This window comes from Variovorax sp. P4_B11 (assembly GCF_056402355.1).
This window is the reverse complement of sequence record NZ_JBFUHO010000046.1, coordinates 25,235-44,697: the sequence shown is the minus strand read 5'-3', so window position 1 is coordinate 44,697 and position 19,463 is coordinate 25,235. Positions and strand designations below refer to the sequence as shown.

Here is a 19,463-nt window from a genome sequence, read left to right as displayed (position 1 = left end):
TTCAATGGGGCGCGTCGCCCACGATGGTGGTGCGGTAGAGCTTGCGGCGCAGGTGGTCGGGCGTGCCGGCCGCCAGGTGCATCAGCGAGCGGTTGTCCCAGAACACGAGGTCGTGCGGCTGCCAGCGGTGGCGGTAGACGAACTCCGGCTTGACGCTGTGTGCGAACAGCTCGGCCAGCAAGGCGTCGCTTTCGCCCTTCGGCAGGCCGACGATACCGGTCGTGAAATGCTCGCTGACGAACAGCGCCTTCTTTCCGGTTTCGGGATGCGTGCGCACCACGGGCTGCACGGCGGGGGCGACCTGGTCGACCTGCTGCTGCGAAAGCTTGGGCCGCCATGGATTCCTGGCGCGCAGTTCTTCGTACTTGGCGAGGTAGCTGTGCTCGGCCTTCAGCGGCAGAATGCGCTGCTGCAGCGCCGGGTCGAGCGCTGCCCAGGCCAGGTGCTGGTCGGCGAACAGCGTGTCGCCGCCTTCGGCCGGCAGTTCCTGGGCATGCAGCAGCGAGCCGAGACTGGGCTTGGGCTTGTACGAGATGTCCGAATGCCAGTACACGCCCGCGTCGCCGAGGCCGATCAGCTCGCCGTTCTCCTTGATGTTGGAGACGATCAGGATCTCGGGATGGTTCGGCAGCTGGAACTGGTGCAGCACGTGGATCTCGAGCGGCCCGAAGCGGCGGCTGAACGCGATGTGGTCGGCGGGCGATACCTGCTGGTCGCGGAACACCACGACGTGATGATCGAGATGCGCGCGATGGATGCGTGCGAAGTCGGTGTCATTGATCGGCTTCGAGATGTCGAGGCCGACGATCTCGGCGCCGACCGGAGCGTCGAAGGGCCGAATCTCGAAAGTCTGGGCGGGTGCGTGGGGCGACAGGACGTCCGGCATGAATAAGTCGGTTGTTGGTGAGAGCGAGCCGCGACTGTAGGTGTCGCGTTTGCCATCAGGAACAACCGATTTTTCGCTTGCTTATGAACAAACTATCTGAGGCGCGATGCGCCTCGCCCCACCGCTCAACCCGCCCGCCGCTGCCCCGACAGCTTGCGCACCACGGCCACCAGTCGGTCGATCTCGTCGAAGGTGTTGTAGAAGGCCAGCGACGGCCGCACCGTGGTCTCGACGCCATTGCGGCGCAAGATCGGCTGCGCGCAGTGGTGTCCGGTACGCACCGCGATGCCTTCGTCGTTGAGCGCCTGGCCCACCTCCTCGGTGCTGTAGCCGTCCAGCACGAAGGACATCACGCTGGCCTTGTCGGCCGCGGTGCCGATCAGCCGCACGCCCTTGACGGCTCCCAGCTGCCGCATGCCGTAGACCAGCAGCTCATGCTCGTAGCGCGCGATGTGCTCGATGCCGACCTTGTTCACGTAATCGATCGCGGCGCCCAGACCCACCGCGTCGGCGATGTTTCCGGTTCCGGCCTCGAATTTGTTCGGGATCGGCTGGAAGACGGTCTTCTCGAAGGTCACGTCGGCGATCATGTTGCCGCCGCCCTGCCAGGGCGGCATGTCCTCGAGCACCTCGCGCCTGCCCCAGACCACGCCAATGCCGGTCGGACCGAACACCTTGTGGCCGGAGAAGACGAAGAAGTCGGCGCCGATGTCCTGGACGTCGACCCGCATGTGGGAGACCGACTGAGCCCCGTCGACCAGCGCCAGCGCACCGGCGCGGTGTGCGAGCGCCACGATCTCCTTCACCGGCACCACCGTGCCGAGCGCGTTCGAGACCTGCGTGACGGCCACGATCTTGGTCTTGTCGTTCAGCAGCTTGCGGTACTCGTCCAGCAGCACCTGGCCCGAGTCGTCGACCGGGATCACGCGCAGCTTCGCGCCCTTGGCCGAGGCGAGCTGCTGCCACGGCACGATGTTGGCGTGATGCTCGAGGTGCGAGACGATGATCTCGTCGCCCTCGCCCACGTGCTGGCCGCCCCAGCTCTTGGCCACCAGGTTGATGGCCTCGGTGGTGCCACGCACGAAGATCACTTCGTTCACGTCGGGCGCGTTGATGAAGGCCCGCACGCGTTCACGCGCGCCCTCGTAGGCGTCGGTCGCGCGCGCGGCGAGTTCATGCGCGGCGCGGTGGATGTTCGAGTTCTCGTGTTCGTAGAAGTACGAGATGCGGTCGATCACCGACTGCGGCTTGTGCGTGGTCGCGGCGTTGTCGAACCAGACCAGCTGCCGCCCGTTCACGCGCTCCTGCAGGATCGGAAAGTCGCGCCGCACGGCATGCACGTCGAAGGGCTGACGCTGGCCGGCGGCCACCGTCGGCACGTCGCCGTGCGGCGAGGCCTTGGCGGGCGTGACGTAGCCGCTCGGCAGGCGAACCGCATCGACGAAGTAGTACTGCGGCTGGGTCGAGGGTTCGGGCGCAGGGCCGGCTTGGGTCGGCGGCTGCCTGGCCAGCAGGCTCTGGACATCGCTGCCCTCGGGCTGTGCAAACGGATAGTCGGCCAGCGCATCGTGCACGGCCGGCACGCTGTCGGTGCCGCGACCGCCCGGTGACGGCTGGCCGTAGCTGTCGCCCAGGAAGTAAAACGGCGATGACTGCGCAGGCGTTGCAGCCAGCGCCTCGGGCACGCCGAGCACCGCACCGCCGAGCCGTGGCTCGTAGGCCGGCACGGCGCCCAGCGCGTTTTCAGGAACGCCGTTGCCCGCGAGGGCGTGCGGCTTCAGAGCCGGCGCGCGGTTGCCGAGCGACAGCACCTGCGTCGGCGAGGCCGGGATTAGGTTGGTGCCCGGCACCTGTCCCTGGGGAATCGGCGTGCCCGGCACGCTCGGTCCGAAGCCAGCCGGACTCACCAGGGGCGAGCCCGGTGGCGCAAGTTGCGAAGGCGCCTGCACGCCGGGCGGCGCAGCCTGGCCCGGCAGCGCCGCGAACAGCTGGTTCGCCATGCGCGCCAGAACGGCCGGGTCGAATGGCGCCTCGGCCTGCTGCGGCACTTGCGCCAGGCCTTGGGGAGATAGGGACGTGCTCACCGCGCGGCTTACTTGTAGGTGTCGAGGACGGTGTAGTCGTGGTATTTGCCGATCTCGACGTCGTCGAGCACCGCCAGCGCATCGCTGGTCAGCACCGCGACCGAGCAGTACAGCGAGATCAGGTAGGACGCGATCGCGTGGTTGTTGATGCCCATGAAGCGCACCGACAAGCCCGGGCTCTGTTCGCCAGTCAAGCCCGGCTGAAACAGGCCGACCACGCCCTGGCGCTTGTCGCCCACGCGCAGCAGCAGGATCTTGCTCTTGCCGTCAGCCACCGGCACCTTGTTCGACGGAATCAGCGGAATGCCGCGCCAGGTGATGAACTGCGAGCCGAACAGGCTCACCGTCGGCGGCGGCGTGCCGCGGCGCGTGGCTTCGCGGCCGAACGCGGCGATCGCGAGCGGATGGGTCAGGAAGAAGGCCGGCTCCTTCCAGACCTTGGTCAGCAGCTCGTCGAGGTCGTCGGGCGTCGGCGCGCCGGTCAGCGGGAAGATGCGCTGCTCGTCCGTCACCTGCGACAAGAGGCCGTAGTCGGGGTTGTTGATGAGCTCGCTCTCCTGGTTCTCCTTGATCGTCTCGATCGTCAGGCGCAGCTGTTCCTTTATCTGGTCGTGCGGGCTGCTGTAGAGGTCGGAGATGCGCGTATGCACGTCGAGCACGGTGCTGACCGCATTGAGGTTGTATTCGCGCGGATGGTCTTCGTAGTCGACCCAGGTGCGCGGCAACTGGTTTTCGCTTTCCTTGGCCGTGCAGACGACCTGGATCGACTCGGGGTTCTTGACCTTGTTCAGGCGGTAGATGCCGGCCTCGACGGGCACCCATTGCAGCAGATGGGTGAGCCAGCGCGGACTGATCGTTTCGAGCTGGGGAACGCTCTTGGTGGCGTTGGCTAGCTGGCGCGCGGCGCTATCGCCGAGGGCGTGCGTTCCGCCGACTGTTGCTGTCATGGGGGGAAACTCCGTGGTTCGAGGAAAAAGGGATTGCGGGAAGTGTCGAGGGCTTCGGGATTGCCCTCAACGGGCTATAGCCGCCAAACTGATGAGTTGTCCGGCGCGCTGTTCGCCGAGTTGCTGGCAGCGCGAGAGCAAGGCCGCCACGTCGAGCTGCAACGCGACGGCGATCTTCTCCGCGGTGACGATGGAGGCGATCACCCGCCCCCTCTCGATCTCGCCCACATAGGAGCGATCCAGCTCTGAACGTTCTGCCAGCTGCACCTGCGACCAGCCGTTCTGGACGCGCAGTTGGCGCACGGTCACCCCGAAGCGCTCCACCAGCGCGCTCACCGGACAGCCACCGCGAGTGCCTCGTCGCCCGACGCGGCATTCTGCAGGCCGGCCTGGGTCACGCTGGCGCCGGGCGGCACGTCGTCGGTCAACCAGACGTTGCCGCCGATGACCGCGCCTCGGCCGATCGTGACGCGCCCGAGGATCGTTGCGCCGGCATAGATCACGACTTCGTCTTCCACGACCGGATGGCGCGGCAGGCCCTTCTGAAGCAGGCCGTGGGCGTCGACCGGAAAGCGCTTGGCCCCGAGCGTCACCGCCTGGTAGACCCGCACGCGCTGGCCGATCACCGCGGTCTCGCCGATCACGACGCCCGTGCCGTGGTCGATAAAGAACCCATTGCCGATCTGCGCGCCAGGATGGATGTCGATGCCGGTCTGCCCGTGGGCCAGTTCGGCGACGATGCGTGCGAGCAAGGGCAACTGCAACCGGTAGAGCTGGTGGGCCAGCCGGTGGTGGATCATGGCCAGGACGCCCGGATAGCACAGCAGCACTTCGTCGACGCTGTGCGCAGCGGGGTCGCCCTGGTAGGCCGCGATGACATCGCTGTCGAGCAACCGGCGAATCTCCGGCAAGGCGGCGCCGAAAGCATGCACGGCCTCGCGCGCCTGGGCATCGATCTCCGCTGCGGTGCGCGGCGCATGGCGCCCGACATACTGCGGTTCCAGCCGCGCCTGCTCCAGCAGGGCATGCAACGCGGCATCGAGCGTGTGGGCGACGTAGAAGTCCTCGCCATCGTGGCGCAGGTCCGAGGGGCCCAGCCGCATCGGGAAGAGCGCGCCCTTGAGCTGCTCGACCACGATGGAAAGCGCATCGCGCGACGGGAATTCCCGACCGGCGGGCTCGCGTGGACGCCGTTGGGCATCACGCCATTCGCCGCGCACGCTGCGCAACGCGCCGACCACCTGGTCGACATCAAATCCCGGCATCTCTTTCCTCCTTGATACGGGCACGCGCCGGGGGCGCGCTCAATCCTGAACCCAGGGCAATTGGTGGAAGCGCCAGCCGTCGGCCGCACCGCGGTGCTGATCGGCGTCGATCTCGCCTTCGAAGCCCTCCAGCACATTGAACACATGGCTGAAGCCTGCCTTGGCGGCAGCCTCGGCGGCCAGCGCCGAGCGCTTGCCGCTGCGGCACAGCAGAAGAACCACCGCATCCTTGCCGCCCTCCTTGGCCAGCTTCGCTTCCAGTTCCCGCACGAAGCGCGGGTTGCGCGTGAGCGCGGTGCCCGTGGCCCAAGGCACGTGCAGGCTGTCGGGCACGTGGCCCACGAACTTTCGCTCCTCGCCCGAACGCACGTCGACCAACACCGCTTCGCGCTGCTGAACCAGCTGCCATGCGACCGGCGGCGCGACACCCCCGGCACAGGGCAGGTTCTGTTGCTCCGCTGCGGTCCGGGCTTGCTCCAGCGCGGCCGGCAGTGCGAGGGATTCGACGTCCGATGACATGAAAAAGTGCTCCGTTGATTGAGTGGTTGCGGGTCTCGCCTGGATGGCGATAGACCACTTTAGGCCGGACCACGGCCAACACAAACGACCGAAAAGTCGATTCCTAACAACCATCTCATCTATGCGCCTGCGGCACGATGCATGCACCAGGGTGGGCAGGCCGCGCAAGCCCGAGGTGTTCGCGCAGGGTTCGGCCCTGATAGGCGGTGATGCGCGTCCATTCCTTCAGCGACTCGATGCGGCTGGCCGCTTCGGGATCGACGTCCGGGTGACGCCAGGCCGCCAGGTGATGGCCGACGCCGAAGAAGAAGGCACCGAGGTGCATTTGCTTGCGAGGAGTGTTCATGCGCCGCGCGTCGATTCGGCAGGCCAGAACACCAGGGCCCGGAGTTCGATGCTGCGACGCGGCGGCGCATCGGGCCGTGTGTCCGGATGAACGAACGCACTGTGCGCCGTCAGGCGCGCCGTGCCGTCCGCGCGCGAGTCGTAGATCTTCAGCAGCAGAGGCTCGTCGCTGCGCAGCCGTGGGAACCAGTACCAGCGGTGATCGGGATTGTGCAGAAACGAATAGGTCTCGCCCACCTTGTCGGGGTAGACCAGATCGCTGGGCACCAGATCCCCGGGCGAAATGGAGCGCGCATCGCAGAGTGCAAGCGGCAGTTGCTCCACGGTCGCCAGCGGCCGCCACAGATTGATGATGGCAAAGCGATGCCTCAAACGTTCAGCCGCCTCGTTGGCGGGCAGGTGGTCGCGCACCCGGCGCGGGCCCGAGACGAAGGTCTGGTCGTTGTGCACCCGCCGCACGGGCTCGCGCAGCGTCTTCGTGGCGCGCGATCCGTTCGCGCTGTCACGCAAGGTGTGGTCGAACACCACGACCTTCTCGGCACCGGTCGCGGTGCGCAGCAGTTCGGCCGATTCGGGGTAGTAGACCGTGCGGATGGCCGCATCGTCGCTGAAGTCCGTCAACGCGCTGCGGTGCGCGACCTGCGAGAAGCCACTGCGGTCGAGCGAAAGCTCGCCCAGCGCGGCCAGCGAGCGGCCATCGTGGATCGTGACCCACTCCGGCGTCAGCTCACCAGTGCTCCAGCGAACGCCCTCAGGCGGCTCGAAGGTGTAGCTGACCGGGCGAACGTCGCTCGGCGCCAAGTAGTTGAGCTCGGCCTTCACAGTCGAGACGTTCGCGACGCCCGGCCACGCATTCAGTACGGCACTCATGGGTTCTCCTTAGAAGGGTTCCTTGAACGGGCGCAGGTCGATTTCCTGCGTCCAGGCGCTGCGATGCTGCAGGTGCAGTTGCCAGTAGCTCTCGGCGATCGCGTCCAGGTTGAGCAATCCGTCGTCACCGGCCAGCGCCACGCGCTGCGGCGCATGGCTGCGCAGCCGCTCGCCGTCGATGCCGCCGTCGATGACCACATGGGCGACGTGAATGCCCTGCGGCCCGAACTCCCGCGCCAGGCTCTGGCTGAGCGAACGCAGACCGGCCTTGGCCGATGCAAAGGCGGCAAATGGCGGCTTGCCCCGCAGCGCGGCCGTGGCGCCGGTAAACAGCAGACTGCCGCGGCCGTTCGGCGCCCGAGGGTCCAGGCCATTCGCCAGCAGCAGCTGCAGTGCTTCGCGCCCGAAGATGAAGCCGCCCAAGGTGCTGGTGCGCCAGGCCTGCGTGAACTGGTCGACCGTGAGCTCCAGCGTCGGCGCGCGCACCGCGCTGGCGGCATTGAAGACGGCGACCGACAGCGCACCGAGCGCCTGCACGCGCTGCGCGATGCCGTGGATCTCCGCTTCGCTCGCGACGTCGCCGGCGAATGCATGCGCCCGCCCGCCCGCCGCCTCGATCTCGGCGGCCACCGCCTGGAGCTGCTGCGCCGTGCGCCCGGTCAGCGCAATGGTGAAGCCGCCCCTTGCAAACCGGCGCGCCAGGGCCGCGCCGAGCCCGGCGCTGGCGCCGACACCGGCGATCCATGTCACCGGCGCGCGGTCGACAGGAGATGTGCTCATGATCTCGTCCTCTCTCCCGGCGCGCTGCGCGTCAGGCTGCGAGGCACGTAGCGGTCGGCCTGGATGTCGGGCGTCACGCCGTGGGTGAAGACCTCGTCGGTGATCGGCAGGAAGCCGCTGTCCCACTCGACCCACTGCCGCTTCAGCCGCGCGAACACCTCTGGCTCGCGCTCGCGCAGATTGGCGCGTTCGCGCTGGTCGATCACGACATCGAACAGGAACTCGTTGTCATTGATCTTCAGATACTTCCAATCGCCATCGCGCACGGCACGCTGGGCCTGCGCCTTGTAGCGCCAGTACAGCGTGCGCGGATGCACGGGGGCGGTCCCCTCGAGGACGGGCAGGATGCTCTCGCCGTCACTCGGGTAGTCCGGGTGAGGGGCAACGCCAGCGGCGGCCAGCAGCGTGGGCAGCCAGTCGAAACTCATCGTCACCTGCGCCTGAACCTGTGGCGCAATGCGCGCCGGCCAGCGCAGCAGCGTGGGCACGCGCAGGCCGCCCTCGAGCAGCTCGGTCTTCTGGCCGACGAAGGGCCAGGTCTGGGAGAAGCGCTCGCCGCCGTTGTCGCTCGTGAAGACCACGATGGTGTTGCCGGCCTGCCCCGTGTCGTCCAGCGCGGCGAGCACCTGGCCCAAGGCCGCATCGAGCGCCTGCACGATCTCGCCGTACTTCTTCAGGTTGCCGCCGTCGTAGTGAAAGAGATCCTTCAGCTCGCGCGAGACGTGTTCGTCGTCCGGCCCTTCCCAGGGCCAGTGCGGTGCCGTGAAGTGCAGCGACAGGAAGAACGGACGCCCGGCGACATCCCGCTGGTCGCGCAAATAGGCCTCGGCCTCGTCGGCCAGGATCTGCGTGTAGTAGCCGGTGCGGTCCACCGGCACCTCGCCCTCCCACAGGTCGCGCGGCACGTGGTCGCCGACGCCCGACTTGTGCGTGAAGTAGTCGACCACGCCGTTCAGGTTGCCGAAGAAGCGGTCGTAGCCGCTTTTCAACGGCCCGTATTCGGGTGGGCGGCCGAGATGCCACTTGCCGATGAGTGCGGTGTCGTAACCGGCCGCCTTCAGCAGCGAGGGCAGGGTCGGGTGCTCGGGCGGCAGCCCCAGGCCCTTACCGGCGCTGGCGATAGGCTCCTCCAGCCCACCGCGCAGCCGGTACTGGTAGCGGCCGGTGATCAGCGCAAAGCGCGTGGCCGAACAGACGGCCGAATTGGCGTAGGCCTGCGTGAAGCGCACGCCCTGTTCCGCCAGGCGGTCCAGATGCGGCGTGGCGAAGCCGGTCTGGCCATAAACCCCCAGGTCGCCCCAGCCGAGGTCGTCGGCCAGGATGAAGACGATGTTGGGCGTCCCGCTCATCGCGCCGCCAGCAGTCCGGCTGCGTTGGTGGGTGCCCAGAAGCCCTCGAGCTTCAGCTCCTTCAACGCGCGGTTCAGAAAACTGGGATCGGCCCACGCTCGTACGTCGTAGGTCTGGCGGATGATGCCGACCTTCTTCGCACCATCGATCACGTCGGCATAGTGCGAGACGAAGCCGTTGTCGAGCAGCGGCGAGTAGCGGTCCTTGATCGTCGCTCCCTCGAAGTCGCTCGCGAACAGCGTCACCGGCAGGCCGCTGATGTCGTGGAAGCGCGCGAACAGTTCATTGCGCGTCGCCTCGTCGAGAGAGGCGGCATGCGCCTGCTGGACAAGAACCTTGACCAGCCGCGTGAGCACTTCCGGATACTTCGTGGCGAACTCGTCGGTGGCGATGGTGCCCGAGTTGATCCCGTAGATCGGACCCTTGCCGCGGGTGCTGACCGGAATGTCGGCCGTGCCCGCCAGCTTGAGCAATTGCAGGTCGGACCCGCCGAAGGTGGCGTCGATGTCCTTGCTCGCCAGGGCCGCCTTGGAAGTCGGCCAGTCGAGATTGGTGAAGCGCACATCCTTCTCGGTCAGGCCCTGGTCCTCGAGCAAGCGGTTGAACGACAACTGGTAGGCGGTGCCGCGCAGCACGGCGACGCGCTTGCCCTTCAGGTCCTTGAAACTTTGGATGTTGGAGCCCAACGCCGTCGCGAGATAGCTGTTGCTGCCGCGCCCACCGGCATGCACCAGCCGCGTCTTGAGCCCGCTCGCCCGTCCGATCACGCCGGCCAGGTCGCCGAGGAACACCACGTCGAGCTGGCCCGTGGCCAGCGCCTCGTTGATGGCGGGGCCCGCGCCCTTGAAGAACTTCCATTCGACCTTGACGCCGTCCTTCTCGAACTCGGCCTCGATCGCTTTGCTCGCGTAGGCCAGCGACACCGGGCCGGCGCCGGCGAAGGACTTGCCCGCACTGCCCTGCTCGGGCGCCGCCAGGCGTATCACCTTGGGCAGATCGGCCGCCGGTGCGGTGGCCGCTGCGAGCAGCCCGGCGAATGCGATGGCGGCGGCCACGAACGAACGGCGGCCGAGGGAATCAGTAGAAAAAGTCATGCAAAGGTCTTGTGTGAAATGGGTTGGATGGATGCGGTATCGCGCGGCTGGACAGCCAGGGGTTCAGGGGCCTGCATCTCGCCTCCGAACTCCGCCAGCACGACGTCCTTGACCTCGACAAACGCTGGCGATGTCCGGTTGCGTGGATGCGGCAAAGGCACTGGGACGATGCGCTGGATGCGGCCGGGACGCGGCGCCATCACCACCACCTTGTCGCCCAGGAACACGGCCTCCTCGACGTCGTGGGTGACCAGGATCGTCGTGATGCCTTCGGCCTGCCAGATGCGTTGCAGCTCCTGCTGCAGATGGGCTCGCGTGATGGCGTCGAGCGCACCGAAGGGCTCGTCGAGAAGCAGGATTTCGGGCCGGTTCACCAGCGCGCGGGCGATCGCCACGCGCTGCGCCATCCCACCCGACAGCTGATGCGGCCAGGCCTTCTCGAAGCCCTTCAAGCCGACCAGCGCGATGTGGTCGCGCACGGCGAAGCGCTTCTGCCCTTCGGTCATCGGTGCATTGAGCAGCCCGAGCGCGACGTTGTCCTCGACCGTCAGCCAAGGAAAGAGGCGGTGCTCCTGGAAGACGATGCCCCGGTCCAGGCTGGTGCCGACGATGCGCCGGCCGTCGAGCAGCACTTCGCCCTGGTATTCATCCTCGAGGCCGACCACCAGCCGCAGCAACGTCGATTTGCCGCAGCCGCTCGTGCCGACGATGCTGACGAACTCGCCCGGCTCGATGCGCAGCGAGATGTCGCTCAGCACCTTGAGCGGCGCGCCCTCGACTTCATAGTGCTTGCTCAGATGCCGGATGTCGAGCGTGCCCGCGTTGTTCGCCATGATGAGGAAATCCCTGTGGTTGCGATTCAGAACTGCGCGACCGAATGGCCACGCCAGGCGAGCAGGCGGCGCTCGACGCGCGTGGCGATCCAGTTGAGCGTGAAGCCGACCAGCCCGACCACGATCACGCCAAAGATCACCAGATCCATCTCGAAGCGCTCGCGCCCGTCGATCATGGTGTTGCCGATGCCCTGCCCAGCCGCCAGCAAATACTCGGCGCCGAGCGTGGCAAGCCAGGCATAGATGAGGGCCAGATGGATGCCGGCGAAGATCGACGGCGAAGCGCTCGGCAGCACCACGCGCGACAGCAGTTGCAGCCGGTTGAAGCGCAGCACGCGTGCCACCTCGATGAATTCGCGCGGGACGCTGCGGATGCCCTCGAAAGTGTTGAGCACCACCGGGAAGAAGGCCGCGAGCGACAGGAACGCCACCTTGGCCGCGTCGCCCAGGCCGAACCACACCGAGATCAGCGGGATCCAGGCGAACAGCGAGATCTGCTTGAGCGTGTGAAAGCTCGGCCCCACCGCGCGCTCGAACAGGCGCGAGAAGCCGAGTGCCGCACCAAAGACCAGCCCGGCGGTCGCGCCGATGGCAAAGCCGGCCAGGTTGCGCCAGAGGCTGGAGCCCAGGGCCGTCAGCAGCTCGCCACTGGCGGCGTAGCGCACCCCGCGCTGCCACACCGCCGCAGGTGACACCAACAGCGCAGAGCTGCTCCAACCGAAGTGAAAAGCGGCCCACCACAGCAGCAGCAGGCCCGCCGGGAGCACCCAGCCGCGCACGGCCTGCGGCACCGGATGGCCGCTCTGGCGGCGCCCGCCCGTAATCTGCAATGATTGGCTGTCGCTCATGATGGAAATGTCGTCTGGGCGCTCAGAAGCCGGCTCTGCGCCAGCGCGTGAGACGCGCTTCGATCAGCGCCAGTGCCCGGTCCAGCGCGAAGCCCACGGCCCCGACGACCACCACCGCAGCGAGCACGACATCGAGCTGGAACAGCTGCCGGCCGTAGACGATCAGAAAGCCGATGCCCTCGCTCGAGGCCAGCAGTTCGACCACCACCAGCGCCAGCCAGGCGTGGGTGAAGCCGTAGCGCACGCCATTCCAGATCGGCGCGAAGGCCGAGGGGAACACGACCTTGGTCAACAGCTGCCAGCGCGTGAAGCGCAACACCCGGGCCACCTCGATGTAGCGCGTCGGCACGCCCTCGATGCCCTTGTAGGTGTTGAGTGCCACGGGCACCAGCGCAGCCTTCGCGATCAGGATGATCTTGAGCGCCTCGTCGATGCCAACCAGCAGCATCAGCAGCGGCAGCCAACCGAGCACCGGGATCTGGCTGAAGGCCTTGAAAAGCGGATAGACATAGTCCTTGAAGGTCGGCCACAGTCCCATCGCGACACCGAGCACGCCGCCGGCGACCAGGCCGAGCGCAAAGCCGGCGAAAACCCGAAAGAGGCTGATCCGGAGATGGCCCCAGATTTCCCCGGTGCGAAACAGGTCGAGCAGCGTGGCCCAGACGGCCGCGGGCGACGGCAGCACCTGCGGCGCGATCCACTCGAAGCGTGCACCGAGGTACCAGAGCAGCAATACGGCCAGGGGAAAGGGCCAGCCCGCCAGGCGTGGCAGCACGCGCTGCCACCCGCAGCGCCAGGACAAGCCCGACGAACGAAGCTCCGGGGCGTCGGCGGCCAGGACAAAGGGAAGATCGGCAGACGGGGTCGACATGGATGCTCGGGTGGCGGACTTGACGCTTGGGGAAGTCTCAGAGCTTGGCGATCGATACCTCGGTCGACTTCACGAGGGCCACGACAGCCGAACCGACCTTCAGTTCGAGCTCGTCGACCGAGCGCGTGGTGATGACTGACGTCACGATCCCGAACGGCGTCTCGACGTCGATCTCGGAGACGACTGAACCGCGGATGATTTCGCGGACCTTGCCGCGAAACTGATTGCGGACATTGATGGCTTTGATGGGGGATGACACGGGAACCTTCCGGGGAATGCGAACGGGATGAGTAACGGAATCAGAGGATCTGTGCGACGTCGTCGAACGGCAGCCGGGGGCCGCGCGGAAACGTGCCGGCCTGGTCGGCGACGCCCAGATTGATGAGGAAATTGCTGCGCCAGCGCCCGTCCGGGAAGAACGTCTTGTCAACGAGTTCGGCATTGAAGCCTGATTGCGGACCGGCATCGAGCCCCAGCGCCCGGGCAGCCAGCACCAGGTACGCGCCCTGAAGGCTGCCGTTGCGAAAGGCCGTCGCCTGGGCGACGTCGGCGTTGCCCTCGAAGATCGGCTTGGCGTCGTAGGCCGGAAACTGGAGCGGCAAATGCTCGTAGAAGCGCGTGTCGTGCGCGACGATCACGGTGACCCCCGCGGCCAGGGTTTGCGCGGTGTTGCCCGCCGACAGCGCAGGCCTCAGGCGTTCTTTCGCTTCGGCGCTGCGCACGAACACGAACCGTGCGGGCTGCGCGTTGAACGCGGTCGGACCCCACTTCACGAGGTCATAGAGCGCGCGGATGGTCTGGTCGGTCACAGGCACCGGCTTGAACGCATGCACGGTGCGTGCATTGCGAAAGAGCTGATCGAGTGCTGCGTCGGGAACGGCTTGGAGCGTGGTCATTGCGGGTGTTGGGCTGTTGGTGGGTGGGTTGGGTTGTCCGACGAGGTCATGCAGCCGCCAGCGCCTGGTCGAGATCGGCCAGCAGATCGTCGATGTGCTCGATGCCAACCGACAGGCGCACCGTGTCCTCGGTGACGCCAGCCCGGGCCAGTTCGTCGGGCGAGAGCTGCCGGTGCGTGGTCGAGGCCGGATGGGTGGCGAGCGAACGCACATCGCCGATGTTGACGAGTCGGGTGAAGAGCTTCAGCGCGTCGAGGAACCTGGCCCCGCCCTCGCGGCCGGTGCCGATGCCGAAGGTCAGCACGCCGCTGGCCTTGCCGCCGAGATACTTCTGCGCCAGCGCATGGTCGGGGTGGTCTTCGAGCGCCGCATAGTTGACCCACTTCACGGCCTCGCGCTTCTTCAGGTGGCGCGCCACCGCCAGCGCGTTGCTGCTGATGCGGTCCATCCGAAGCGCCAGCGTCTCGATGCCCTGCAGGATCAGGAAGGCGTTGAACGGCGAGATCGCCGCGCCCGTGTTGCGCAGCGGCACCACGCGGGCGCGGCCGATGTAGGCGGCCGGCCCCAGCGCCTCGGTGTAGACCACGCCGTGGTAGCTCACGTCGGGCTCGTTGAGGCGCCGGAACCGTTCCTTGTGCTGTGCCCAGGGAAACTTGCCGGAGTCCACGATCGCGCCGCCGATGCTGGTGCCGTGGCCGCCGAGGTACTTGGTGAGCGAATGCACGACGATGTCCGCGCCGTGCTCGATCGGCCGGCTGAGGTAAGGCGACGGCACGGTGTTGTCGACGATCAGCGGCACGCCATGGCGGTGCGCGATCTCGGCGATGGCGGCGATGTCCGTGATGTTGCCGGCCGGGTTGCCGAGCGACTCGACGAACACCGCCTTGGTCTTCGCGTCGATCAGCGGCTCGAAGCTTTGGGGATCGCGGTGGTCGGCGAAGCGCGTCGTGATGCCGAATTGCGGCAGCGTGTGCGCGAAAAGGTTGTAGGTGCCGCCATAGAGCGCGGTGCTGCTGACAATGTTGTCGCCCGCCTCGGCGATGGTCTGGATCGCATAGGTCACGGCCGCCTGGCCCGAGGCCAGCGCGAGCGCGGCAATGCCGCCTTCGAGCGCCGCCACGCGCTGCTCCAGCACGTCCTGGGTCGGGTTGTTGATGCGGGAGTAGATATTGCCCGGCACCTTGAGGTCGAACAGGTCGGCGCCGTGCTGCGCACTGTCGAACGCATAGGCCACGGTCTGATAGATCGGCGGCGCCACGGCGCGCGTGGTGGGCTCGGGCGAATAGCCCGCATGAACCGACAGGGTCTCGAATTTCCAGTTGTTCGACATCGTTGGTGTTCCGGAAGAAGTTCAGTGTCAAAAGGCGGCTGTCAGACGGCCCAGCGCAGTCCCTGAGTCAAGGCGTCACCTGGCCGGTTGAAAGAGCGCCGCTTGAAGGGCATCGACCCGCCGTGGCAACAATTTCTCGGCGAAGAACGCATCGGCAATGCGCTGCTGCTCGCCCAGGCCGGTCGTGACGATCGGGCGAACCTCGTAGCTGCGTCGCGCATTGGCCTGTTCGATGGTGGCGACGTCCAGTCCCCACACCGGCGCCAGCAGTTCCGCGGCATCCCTGGGGTTGCGCTTGACCCATTTGCCCGCCTTGTCGAGCGCGGCGTAGATCACGCGCAGGACGTCGGGGCGAGCCTGCGCGAACTTCGTGGAGGCAAGGTAGTAGCGTTGGTAGGACGCGATGCCGGTGCCGTCGGCGAGCACGCGCACACCGGCCTGGCGCTGCGCCGCTGCGAAGAATGGATCCCAGGTCACCCAGGCATCGATCGCACCCTTCTCGAAGGCAGCGCGACCGTCGGCAGGCGTCAGATAGGCGACCTCGACGTCCTTCAAGGAGATCCCGGCCTTGTCGAGCGCGGCCAGCAGCAGATAGTGGCCCCCGGAGCCCTTGGCGACGCCGATCTTCCTGCCTTTCAGGTCACTCAAGGTACCAAGTGGCGAGTCCGCTCGCACCACGATCGCCTGCGCGGTCGGCGACGGCGCTTCCTGTGCCACGAAGGTGAGTTGCGCTCCGGCGGCCTGCGCGAACACCGGCACGGTGTCGGCCACGTCGGCACTGAAATCAAGGTTGTCGAGGTTCAGCGCCTCGAGCAGCGGCAGGCCGCTCGTGAATTCATGCCAGCTCACCTTGACGCCAAGCGGCGTCAGGTCGCGCTCGAGTGCACCCTGCGCCTTCAACACCGCGATCAGCGTGGACGACTTCTGGTAGCCGATGCGCACGGGCTGGCTGCCTTGCGCAAGCGCAGTCGTGCCCGCCAGGGCGATGCCCGCGGTCAGCGTGGCGAGCGCCGCACGGCGTGAGATCTTTGGAATGTTCATGGCCTCACGCCGCTTTCACCAGGAATGCGCGAGGGCCGGCCGGCCGTACGCCACCGCGGCTGCGCGGATGCGCCGCATGATCCGAACCGGGACATAGCCGTGCGGCGCACGACGGGCCACTTCGCGCGGCGAGGCTGGCGCGATCTGCCAGTCCGAAGCCGTTTGCGCGATCACGCGGCGGACATGCTCGGCGGGCGTCAACTCGGCATTGCGTTTCATCGGGAGCCTCAAGTTCATGCAGCGCCTGCGGCGGCGGCTTCGGGCAGGTTGATGGAGCTGCCCGGCGGGTCGAGCTCGAAGTCTTCAGTGGGAACAGGCAGCATAAGAAAATCCCGGGGTCGTCAAAAACAGGCGAACGCGATTGTCGGAAGGGGTTGCAGGAACCGGAACGACCGTTAAGTCAGTTGCATATAGCCAAAACAACCGACCTCGCCGCAGGTTCAGGCCGATGCGGGCAGGCCCGTCGGTGTGATGGCCTTCGAGCGGCGTGCATCGACGCTCCAGGGGCCGGCACCCGCAGCCGCGATGTACAGGAACACGAAGGAGAACAGCACTGCCGCTTCGCCCTGGTTCAGGGAGGGGGCCAGCACATAGCCCTTGGTCGCGTGGCCCAGGAAATAGGCGAAGGCCAGCAGGCCGGAGAGGATGAACGCCGTCGGACGCGTGAAGAGTCCGATCAGCAGCAGCGCACCTCCGACCAGCTCGAGAACGCCTGCGACGCCGAGGAGCGACACGATCTGGAGATTGTCGAAATAGGCCACGTGAGGAAAGCCCAGCAGCTTGGCCGACCCATGCTGGATCAACAGGAAGGCCGAGACGATGCGCAGCACGGACAGGGCGCGTGGCGCCAGGAGTTCAGGATTGCGAAGCGACATGATGAGCCCAATCGATAGTGAAGCTAAGAAGCCCGGGGAGACGAGTTGCGGGGCTTCGACCTGGCGGATTCTGCGGACACGCGACACGCCTGCAAACGAAGGAATACGAGTTTGCAGATGCGTTTTCCGTTGACCCTCCGGGCGCATGCATCGCTCGGAAAGCCGGGGCATAAGCATCGAAGCAATCGGTCTTTGGCGGCGGCGCCGACGATCGTTTACAACGGCGATCTATGCCCTCCAATCGCCAACTCAAGCTCGGCGCTTTCATGCGCCCCGTCAGCATCCACACCGGCGCCTGGCGCTATCCGGGCGCCTTTGCCGATGCGAACTTCAACTTCACGCACCTCAAGCGCTTCGCCCAGACACTGGAGCGGGCCCGCTTCGACGCCTTCTTCATGGCCGACCACCTCGCGGTACTCAACATGCCCATGGAGGCGCTCAAGCGCAGCCACACGGTCAGCTCCTTCGAGCCCTTCACGCTGCTATCGGCTCTGAGCCAGCACACCGAGCACATCGGCCTGGTCGCCACGGCCTCGACCACCTTCGACGAGCCCTTCCACATCGCGCGCCGCTTCGCCTCGCTCGACCACCTGAGCGACGGCCGCGCGGGCTGGAACATCGTGACCACGTCGAACCCCGACGCGGCGCTCAACTTCGGCCGCGAGGACCACATGCCGCACGACGAGCGCTATGCGCGGGCGCGCGAGTTCCATGACGTAGTCACCGGCCTATGGGACAGCTGGGCCGACGACGCATTTATCCGCGATCCCGAGAGCGGCCTCTTCTTCGATCCCGCGCGCCTGCACAGGCTCAATCACAAGGGCAAGTACCTCTCGGTGCGCGGGCCGCTGCACATCGCGCGGCCGGTGCAGGGCTGGCCGGTCATCGTCCAGGCGGGGGCGTCCGAAGCCGGCCGGCAGCTGGCGGCCGAGACGGCCGAAGTGATCTTCGCGGCCCACGGCACGCTGCAGGAAGGCCGGCGCTTCTTTGCTGACGTCAAGGGGCGGCTGGCCGCCCTCGGCCGCGAGCGCGCCCACCTCAAGATCCTGCCTGCCGCCTTCGTGGTGGTCGGCGACACGCTGGACGAGGCGCGTGCCATCCGTGCCCGGCTCGACAGCCTGGTGCACTACGACAGCGCGATCGCGTCGCTGTCGATCGCGCTCGGCCACGACGCATCGAAGTTCGACCCCGATGCGCCGCTGCCCGAGGTGCCGGAAACCAATGCGAGCCAGAGTAGCCGCGAGCGCGTGATCGCACTCGCGCAGCGCGAGGGCTTCACCGTGCGGCAACTCGCGCAGCGCCTGGGCGGCTACGGCGGGCTGGCCTTCGTCGGCACCGCGGCGAGCATCGCCGATGAGATGCAGGAATGGCTTGAGACCGAAGGCTGCGATGGCTTCAACATCATGTTTCCATGGCTTCCGGGCGGGCTGGATGCGTTCGCGGACCAGGTCGTGCCGGAGCTGCAGCGGCGCGGCCTCTTCCGGCGCGAGTACGAGGGTCGCACGCTGCGCGAGAACCTCGGCCTGCCCCGGCCGGCGAATCGGTTCCTTCCGGCGCGCTACTGAATCCAACGCGCACCCCGCGTCCGGCGTGTGCGCGGGCCCAAAAAAAAAGGGCCCGAAGGCCCGTGAACGTCGTTCGAAAACGACGAGGAGACAAACCTTCCTTCAATTGCAGAGAAACGGTTCAGACGATACTTGTGGCGAGCGCTCCTGCCAACGATGTTTACCGAATATCCATAGTCGATCTCCAGATTTGCAAGCTCGCCCGTCGGCCGTGTCGCGTTGCGCCTTGCGCACGCGAGCCCACTGCGACCGACTTTTCGGTATTGCATCTCGTCGTATCGCGCGCGAGCAGATCTACACGACCAAGCTCAAGTAGTCGCTGTTCAGGCAATCCGTTGGGATTCGGCCGCCGGCGCCACGCTCGCGGCCGATCCGTTTTGAGCTCAGGCGCCGCGCGTCGCGCGCTGCAATGACGCCGCGTTCACTTGTTCGGTTGCGGCGTCAGGCGCAGGTACGGGCGCACAGCCTTGAAGCCCTTCGGGAAGCGCTGGGCGAGCTCGGCCGGGTCCTGCAGGCTGGGGATGATGACGACGTCGTCGCCATCCTTCCAGTTCACCGGCGTTGCGACCTTGTAGCTGTCGGTGAGCTGCAGCGAATCGATCACCCGCAGGATCTCGTCGAAGTTGCGGCCGGTGCTCGCCGGGTAGGTGATCGTGGTGCGGATCGTCTTCTTCGGATCGATGATGAAGACGCTGCGCACCGTCGCGGTGGTCGATGCGTTCGGATGGATCAGGTCATACAGATCCGCCACCTTTCGATCCGCGTCGGCCAGGATCGGGAAGTTGACGGTGGTGTTCTGCGTGTCGTTGATGTCCGCGATCCAGTCCTTGTGCTTGTCCACCGGATCGACGCTGATCGCGATCGGCTTGACCCCGCGCTTGGCGAATTCGCCCGACAAGGCCGCAGTCTTGCCGAGTTCAGTGGTGCAGACCGGCGTGAAATCGGCCGGATGGGAGAACAGCACGACCCAGGAGTCGCCCGCCCATCGGTAGAAATCAATCGGGCCTTCGCTGGAGTCCTGGGTGAAGTTGGGGGCGGTATCGCCGAGTCGCAGGGTTGCCATGA

22 protein-coding genes are annotated in these 19,463 nt (G+C 66.8%); 1 reads left to right on the top strand and 21 read right to left on the bottom strand.

Annotated features, from left to right (window positions below; genetic code table 11):
* Nucleotide 1: 1 nt before the first annotated feature.
* From AC1DYD_RS30090 to AC1DYD_RS29995, 20 genes are all read right to left on the bottom strand, one after another.
* Nucleotides 2-886, bottom strand: a complete 885-nt coding sequence (locus tag AC1DYD_RS30090; protein ID WP_478176406.1) for a TauD/TfdA dioxygenase family protein — start codon at nt 884-886, stop codon at nt 2-4.
* A gap of 125 nt (nt 887-1,011) precedes the next feature.
* Complete coding sequence (locus AC1DYD_RS30085) at nt 1,012-2,886, bottom strand: family 2A encapsulin nanocompartment cargo protein cysteine desulfurase (protein WP_478176421.1); 1,875 nt, start codon at nt 2,884-2,886, stop codon at nt 1,012-1,014.
* 92 nt (nt 2,887-2,978) lie between these two features.
* A complete protein-coding gene (locus tag AC1DYD_RS30080) occupies nt 2,979-3,917 on the bottom strand; it encodes a family 2A encapsulin nanocompartment shell protein (RefSeq protein ID WP_478176405.1) in 939 nt (312 codons plus the stop codon).
* Nucleotides 3,918-3,983: 66 nt separating this feature from the next.
* Nucleotides 3,984-4,253 carry a helix-turn-helix domain-containing protein gene (locus AC1DYD_RS30075; protein ID WP_478176404.1) on the bottom strand — a complete coding sequence of 90 codons (270 nt, stop codon included), beginning with the start codon at nt 4,251-4,253 and terminating at the stop codon, nt 3,984-3,986.
* The gene (epsC, locus tag AC1DYD_RS30070) at nt 4,250-5,182 is read right to left on the bottom strand and encodes a serine O-acetyltransferase EpsC (RefSeq protein WP_478176403.1); all 933 of its coding nucleotides are present in this window, start codon (nt 5,180-5,182) and stop codon (nt 4,250-4,252) included. The genes AC1DYD_RS30075 and epsC overlap by 4 nt, the downstream gene beginning before the upstream one ends.
* A gap of 39 nt (nt 5,183-5,221) precedes the next feature.
* Complete coding sequence (locus tag AC1DYD_RS30065; protein ID WP_478176402.1) at nt 5,222-5,701, bottom strand: rhodanese-like domain-containing protein; 480 nt, start codon at nt 5,699-5,701, stop codon at nt 5,222-5,224.
* A 115-nt stretch (nt 5,702-5,816) separates the two neighbouring features.
* On the bottom strand, nt 5,817-6,047 hold the full coding sequence (locus AC1DYD_RS30060; RefSeq protein WP_478176401.1) for a hypothetical protein: 231 nt from the start codon (nt 6,045-6,047) through the stop codon (nt 5,817-5,819).
* The gene (locus AC1DYD_RS30055; RefSeq protein ID WP_478176400.1) at nt 6,044-6,916 is read right to left on the bottom strand and encodes a CmcJ/NvfI family oxidoreductase; all 873 of its coding nucleotides are present in this window, start codon (nt 6,914-6,916) and stop codon (nt 6,044-6,046) included. Before AC1DYD_RS30055 ends, AC1DYD_RS30060 begins: the two co-directional genes overlap by 4 nt.
* A gap of 9 nt (nt 6,917-6,925) precedes the next feature.
* A complete protein-coding gene (locus AC1DYD_RS30050; protein ID WP_478176399.1) occupies nt 6,926-7,696 on the bottom strand; it encodes an SDR family NAD(P)-dependent oxidoreductase in 771 nt (256 codons plus the stop codon).
* Complete coding sequence (locus tag AC1DYD_RS30045) at nt 7,693-9,045, bottom strand: sulfatase family protein (protein ID WP_478176398.1); 1,353 nt, start codon at nt 9,043-9,045, stop codon at nt 7,693-7,695. The genes AC1DYD_RS30050 and AC1DYD_RS30045 overlap by 4 nt, the downstream gene beginning before the upstream one ends.
* Nucleotides 9,042-10,139, bottom strand: coding sequence for an ABC transporter substrate-binding protein (locus AC1DYD_RS30040; protein ID WP_478176397.1), 1,098 nt, complete (start codon nt 10,137-10,139; stop codon nt 9,042-9,044). Before AC1DYD_RS30040 ends, AC1DYD_RS30045 begins: the two co-directional genes overlap by 4 nt.
* Nucleotides 10,136-10,972, bottom strand: coding sequence for an ABC transporter ATP-binding protein (locus tag AC1DYD_RS30035; RefSeq protein WP_478176396.1), 837 nt, complete (start codon nt 10,970-10,972; stop codon nt 10,136-10,138). Before AC1DYD_RS30035 ends, AC1DYD_RS30040 begins: the two co-directional genes overlap by 4 nt.
* 26 nt (nt 10,973-10,998) lie before the next feature.
* Complete coding sequence (locus AC1DYD_RS30030; protein WP_478176395.1) at nt 10,999-11,820, bottom strand: ABC transporter permease; 822 nt, start codon at nt 11,818-11,820, stop codon at nt 10,999-11,001.
* Nucleotides 11,821-11,842: 22 nt separating this feature from the next.
* On the bottom strand, nt 11,843-12,691 hold the full coding sequence (locus AC1DYD_RS30025) for an ABC transporter permease (RefSeq protein WP_478176394.1): 849 nt from the start codon (nt 12,689-12,691) through the stop codon (nt 11,843-11,845).
* Nucleotides 12,692-12,728: 37 nt separating this feature from the next.
* Complete coding sequence (locus tag AC1DYD_RS30020) at nt 12,729-12,950, bottom strand: TOBE domain-containing protein (protein WP_478176393.1); 222 nt, start codon at nt 12,948-12,950, stop codon at nt 12,729-12,731.
* A gap of 40 nt (nt 12,951-12,990) precedes the next feature.
* Nucleotides 12,991-13,587: a malonic semialdehyde reductase gene (locus AC1DYD_RS30015; protein WP_478176392.1), complete on the bottom strand. Its 597-nt coding sequence runs from the start codon at nt 13,585-13,587 to the stop codon at nt 12,991-12,993.
* Nucleotides 13,588-13,633: 46 nt separating this feature from the next.
* Nucleotides 13,634-14,917: an O-acetylhomoserine aminocarboxypropyltransferase/cysteine synthase family protein gene (locus AC1DYD_RS30010; RefSeq protein WP_478176391.1), complete on the bottom strand. Its 1,284-nt coding sequence runs from the start codon at nt 14,915-14,917 to the stop codon at nt 13,634-13,636.
* Nucleotides 14,918-14,992: 75 nt separating this feature from the next.
* Nucleotides 14,993-15,958 carry an aliphatic sulfonate ABC transporter substrate-binding protein gene (locus tag AC1DYD_RS30005; RefSeq protein ID WP_478176390.1) on the bottom strand — a complete coding sequence of 322 codons (966 nt, stop codon included), beginning with the start codon at nt 15,956-15,958 and terminating at the stop codon, nt 14,993-14,995.
* 15 nt (nt 15,959-15,973) lie between these two features.
* Nucleotides 15,974-16,177: a hypothetical protein gene (locus AC1DYD_RS30000; RefSeq protein WP_478176389.1), complete on the bottom strand. Its 204-nt coding sequence runs from the start codon at nt 16,175-16,177 to the stop codon at nt 15,974-15,976.
* A 221-nt stretch (nt 16,178-16,398) separates the two neighbouring features.
* Entirely contained in the window at nt 16,399-16,833 is a 435-nt protein-coding gene (locus tag AC1DYD_RS29995; protein WP_478176388.1) for a DoxX family protein, read from the bottom strand.
* A gap of 230 nt (nt 16,834-17,063) precedes the next feature.
* On the opposite strand from AC1DYD_RS29995, the gene AC1DYD_RS29990 reads away from it, so the two are divergent.
* The gene (locus AC1DYD_RS29990; protein WP_478176387.1) at nt 17,064-18,398 is read left to right on the top strand and encodes an LLM class flavin-dependent oxidoreductase; all 1,335 of its coding nucleotides are present in this window, start codon (nt 17,064-17,066) and stop codon (nt 18,396-18,398) included.
* 421 nt (nt 18,399-18,819) lie between these two features.
* Here the strand turns inward: AC1DYD_RS29990 and AC1DYD_RS29985 are convergent, their stop codons facing one another.
* Nucleotides 18,820-19,461 (bottom strand): peroxiredoxin, encoded by a 642-nt coding sequence (locus tag AC1DYD_RS29985; RefSeq protein ID WP_478176386.1) that lies wholly within the window; start codon nt 19,459-19,461, stop codon nt 18,820-18,822.
* Nucleotides 19,462-19,463 lie beyond the last annotated feature (2 nt).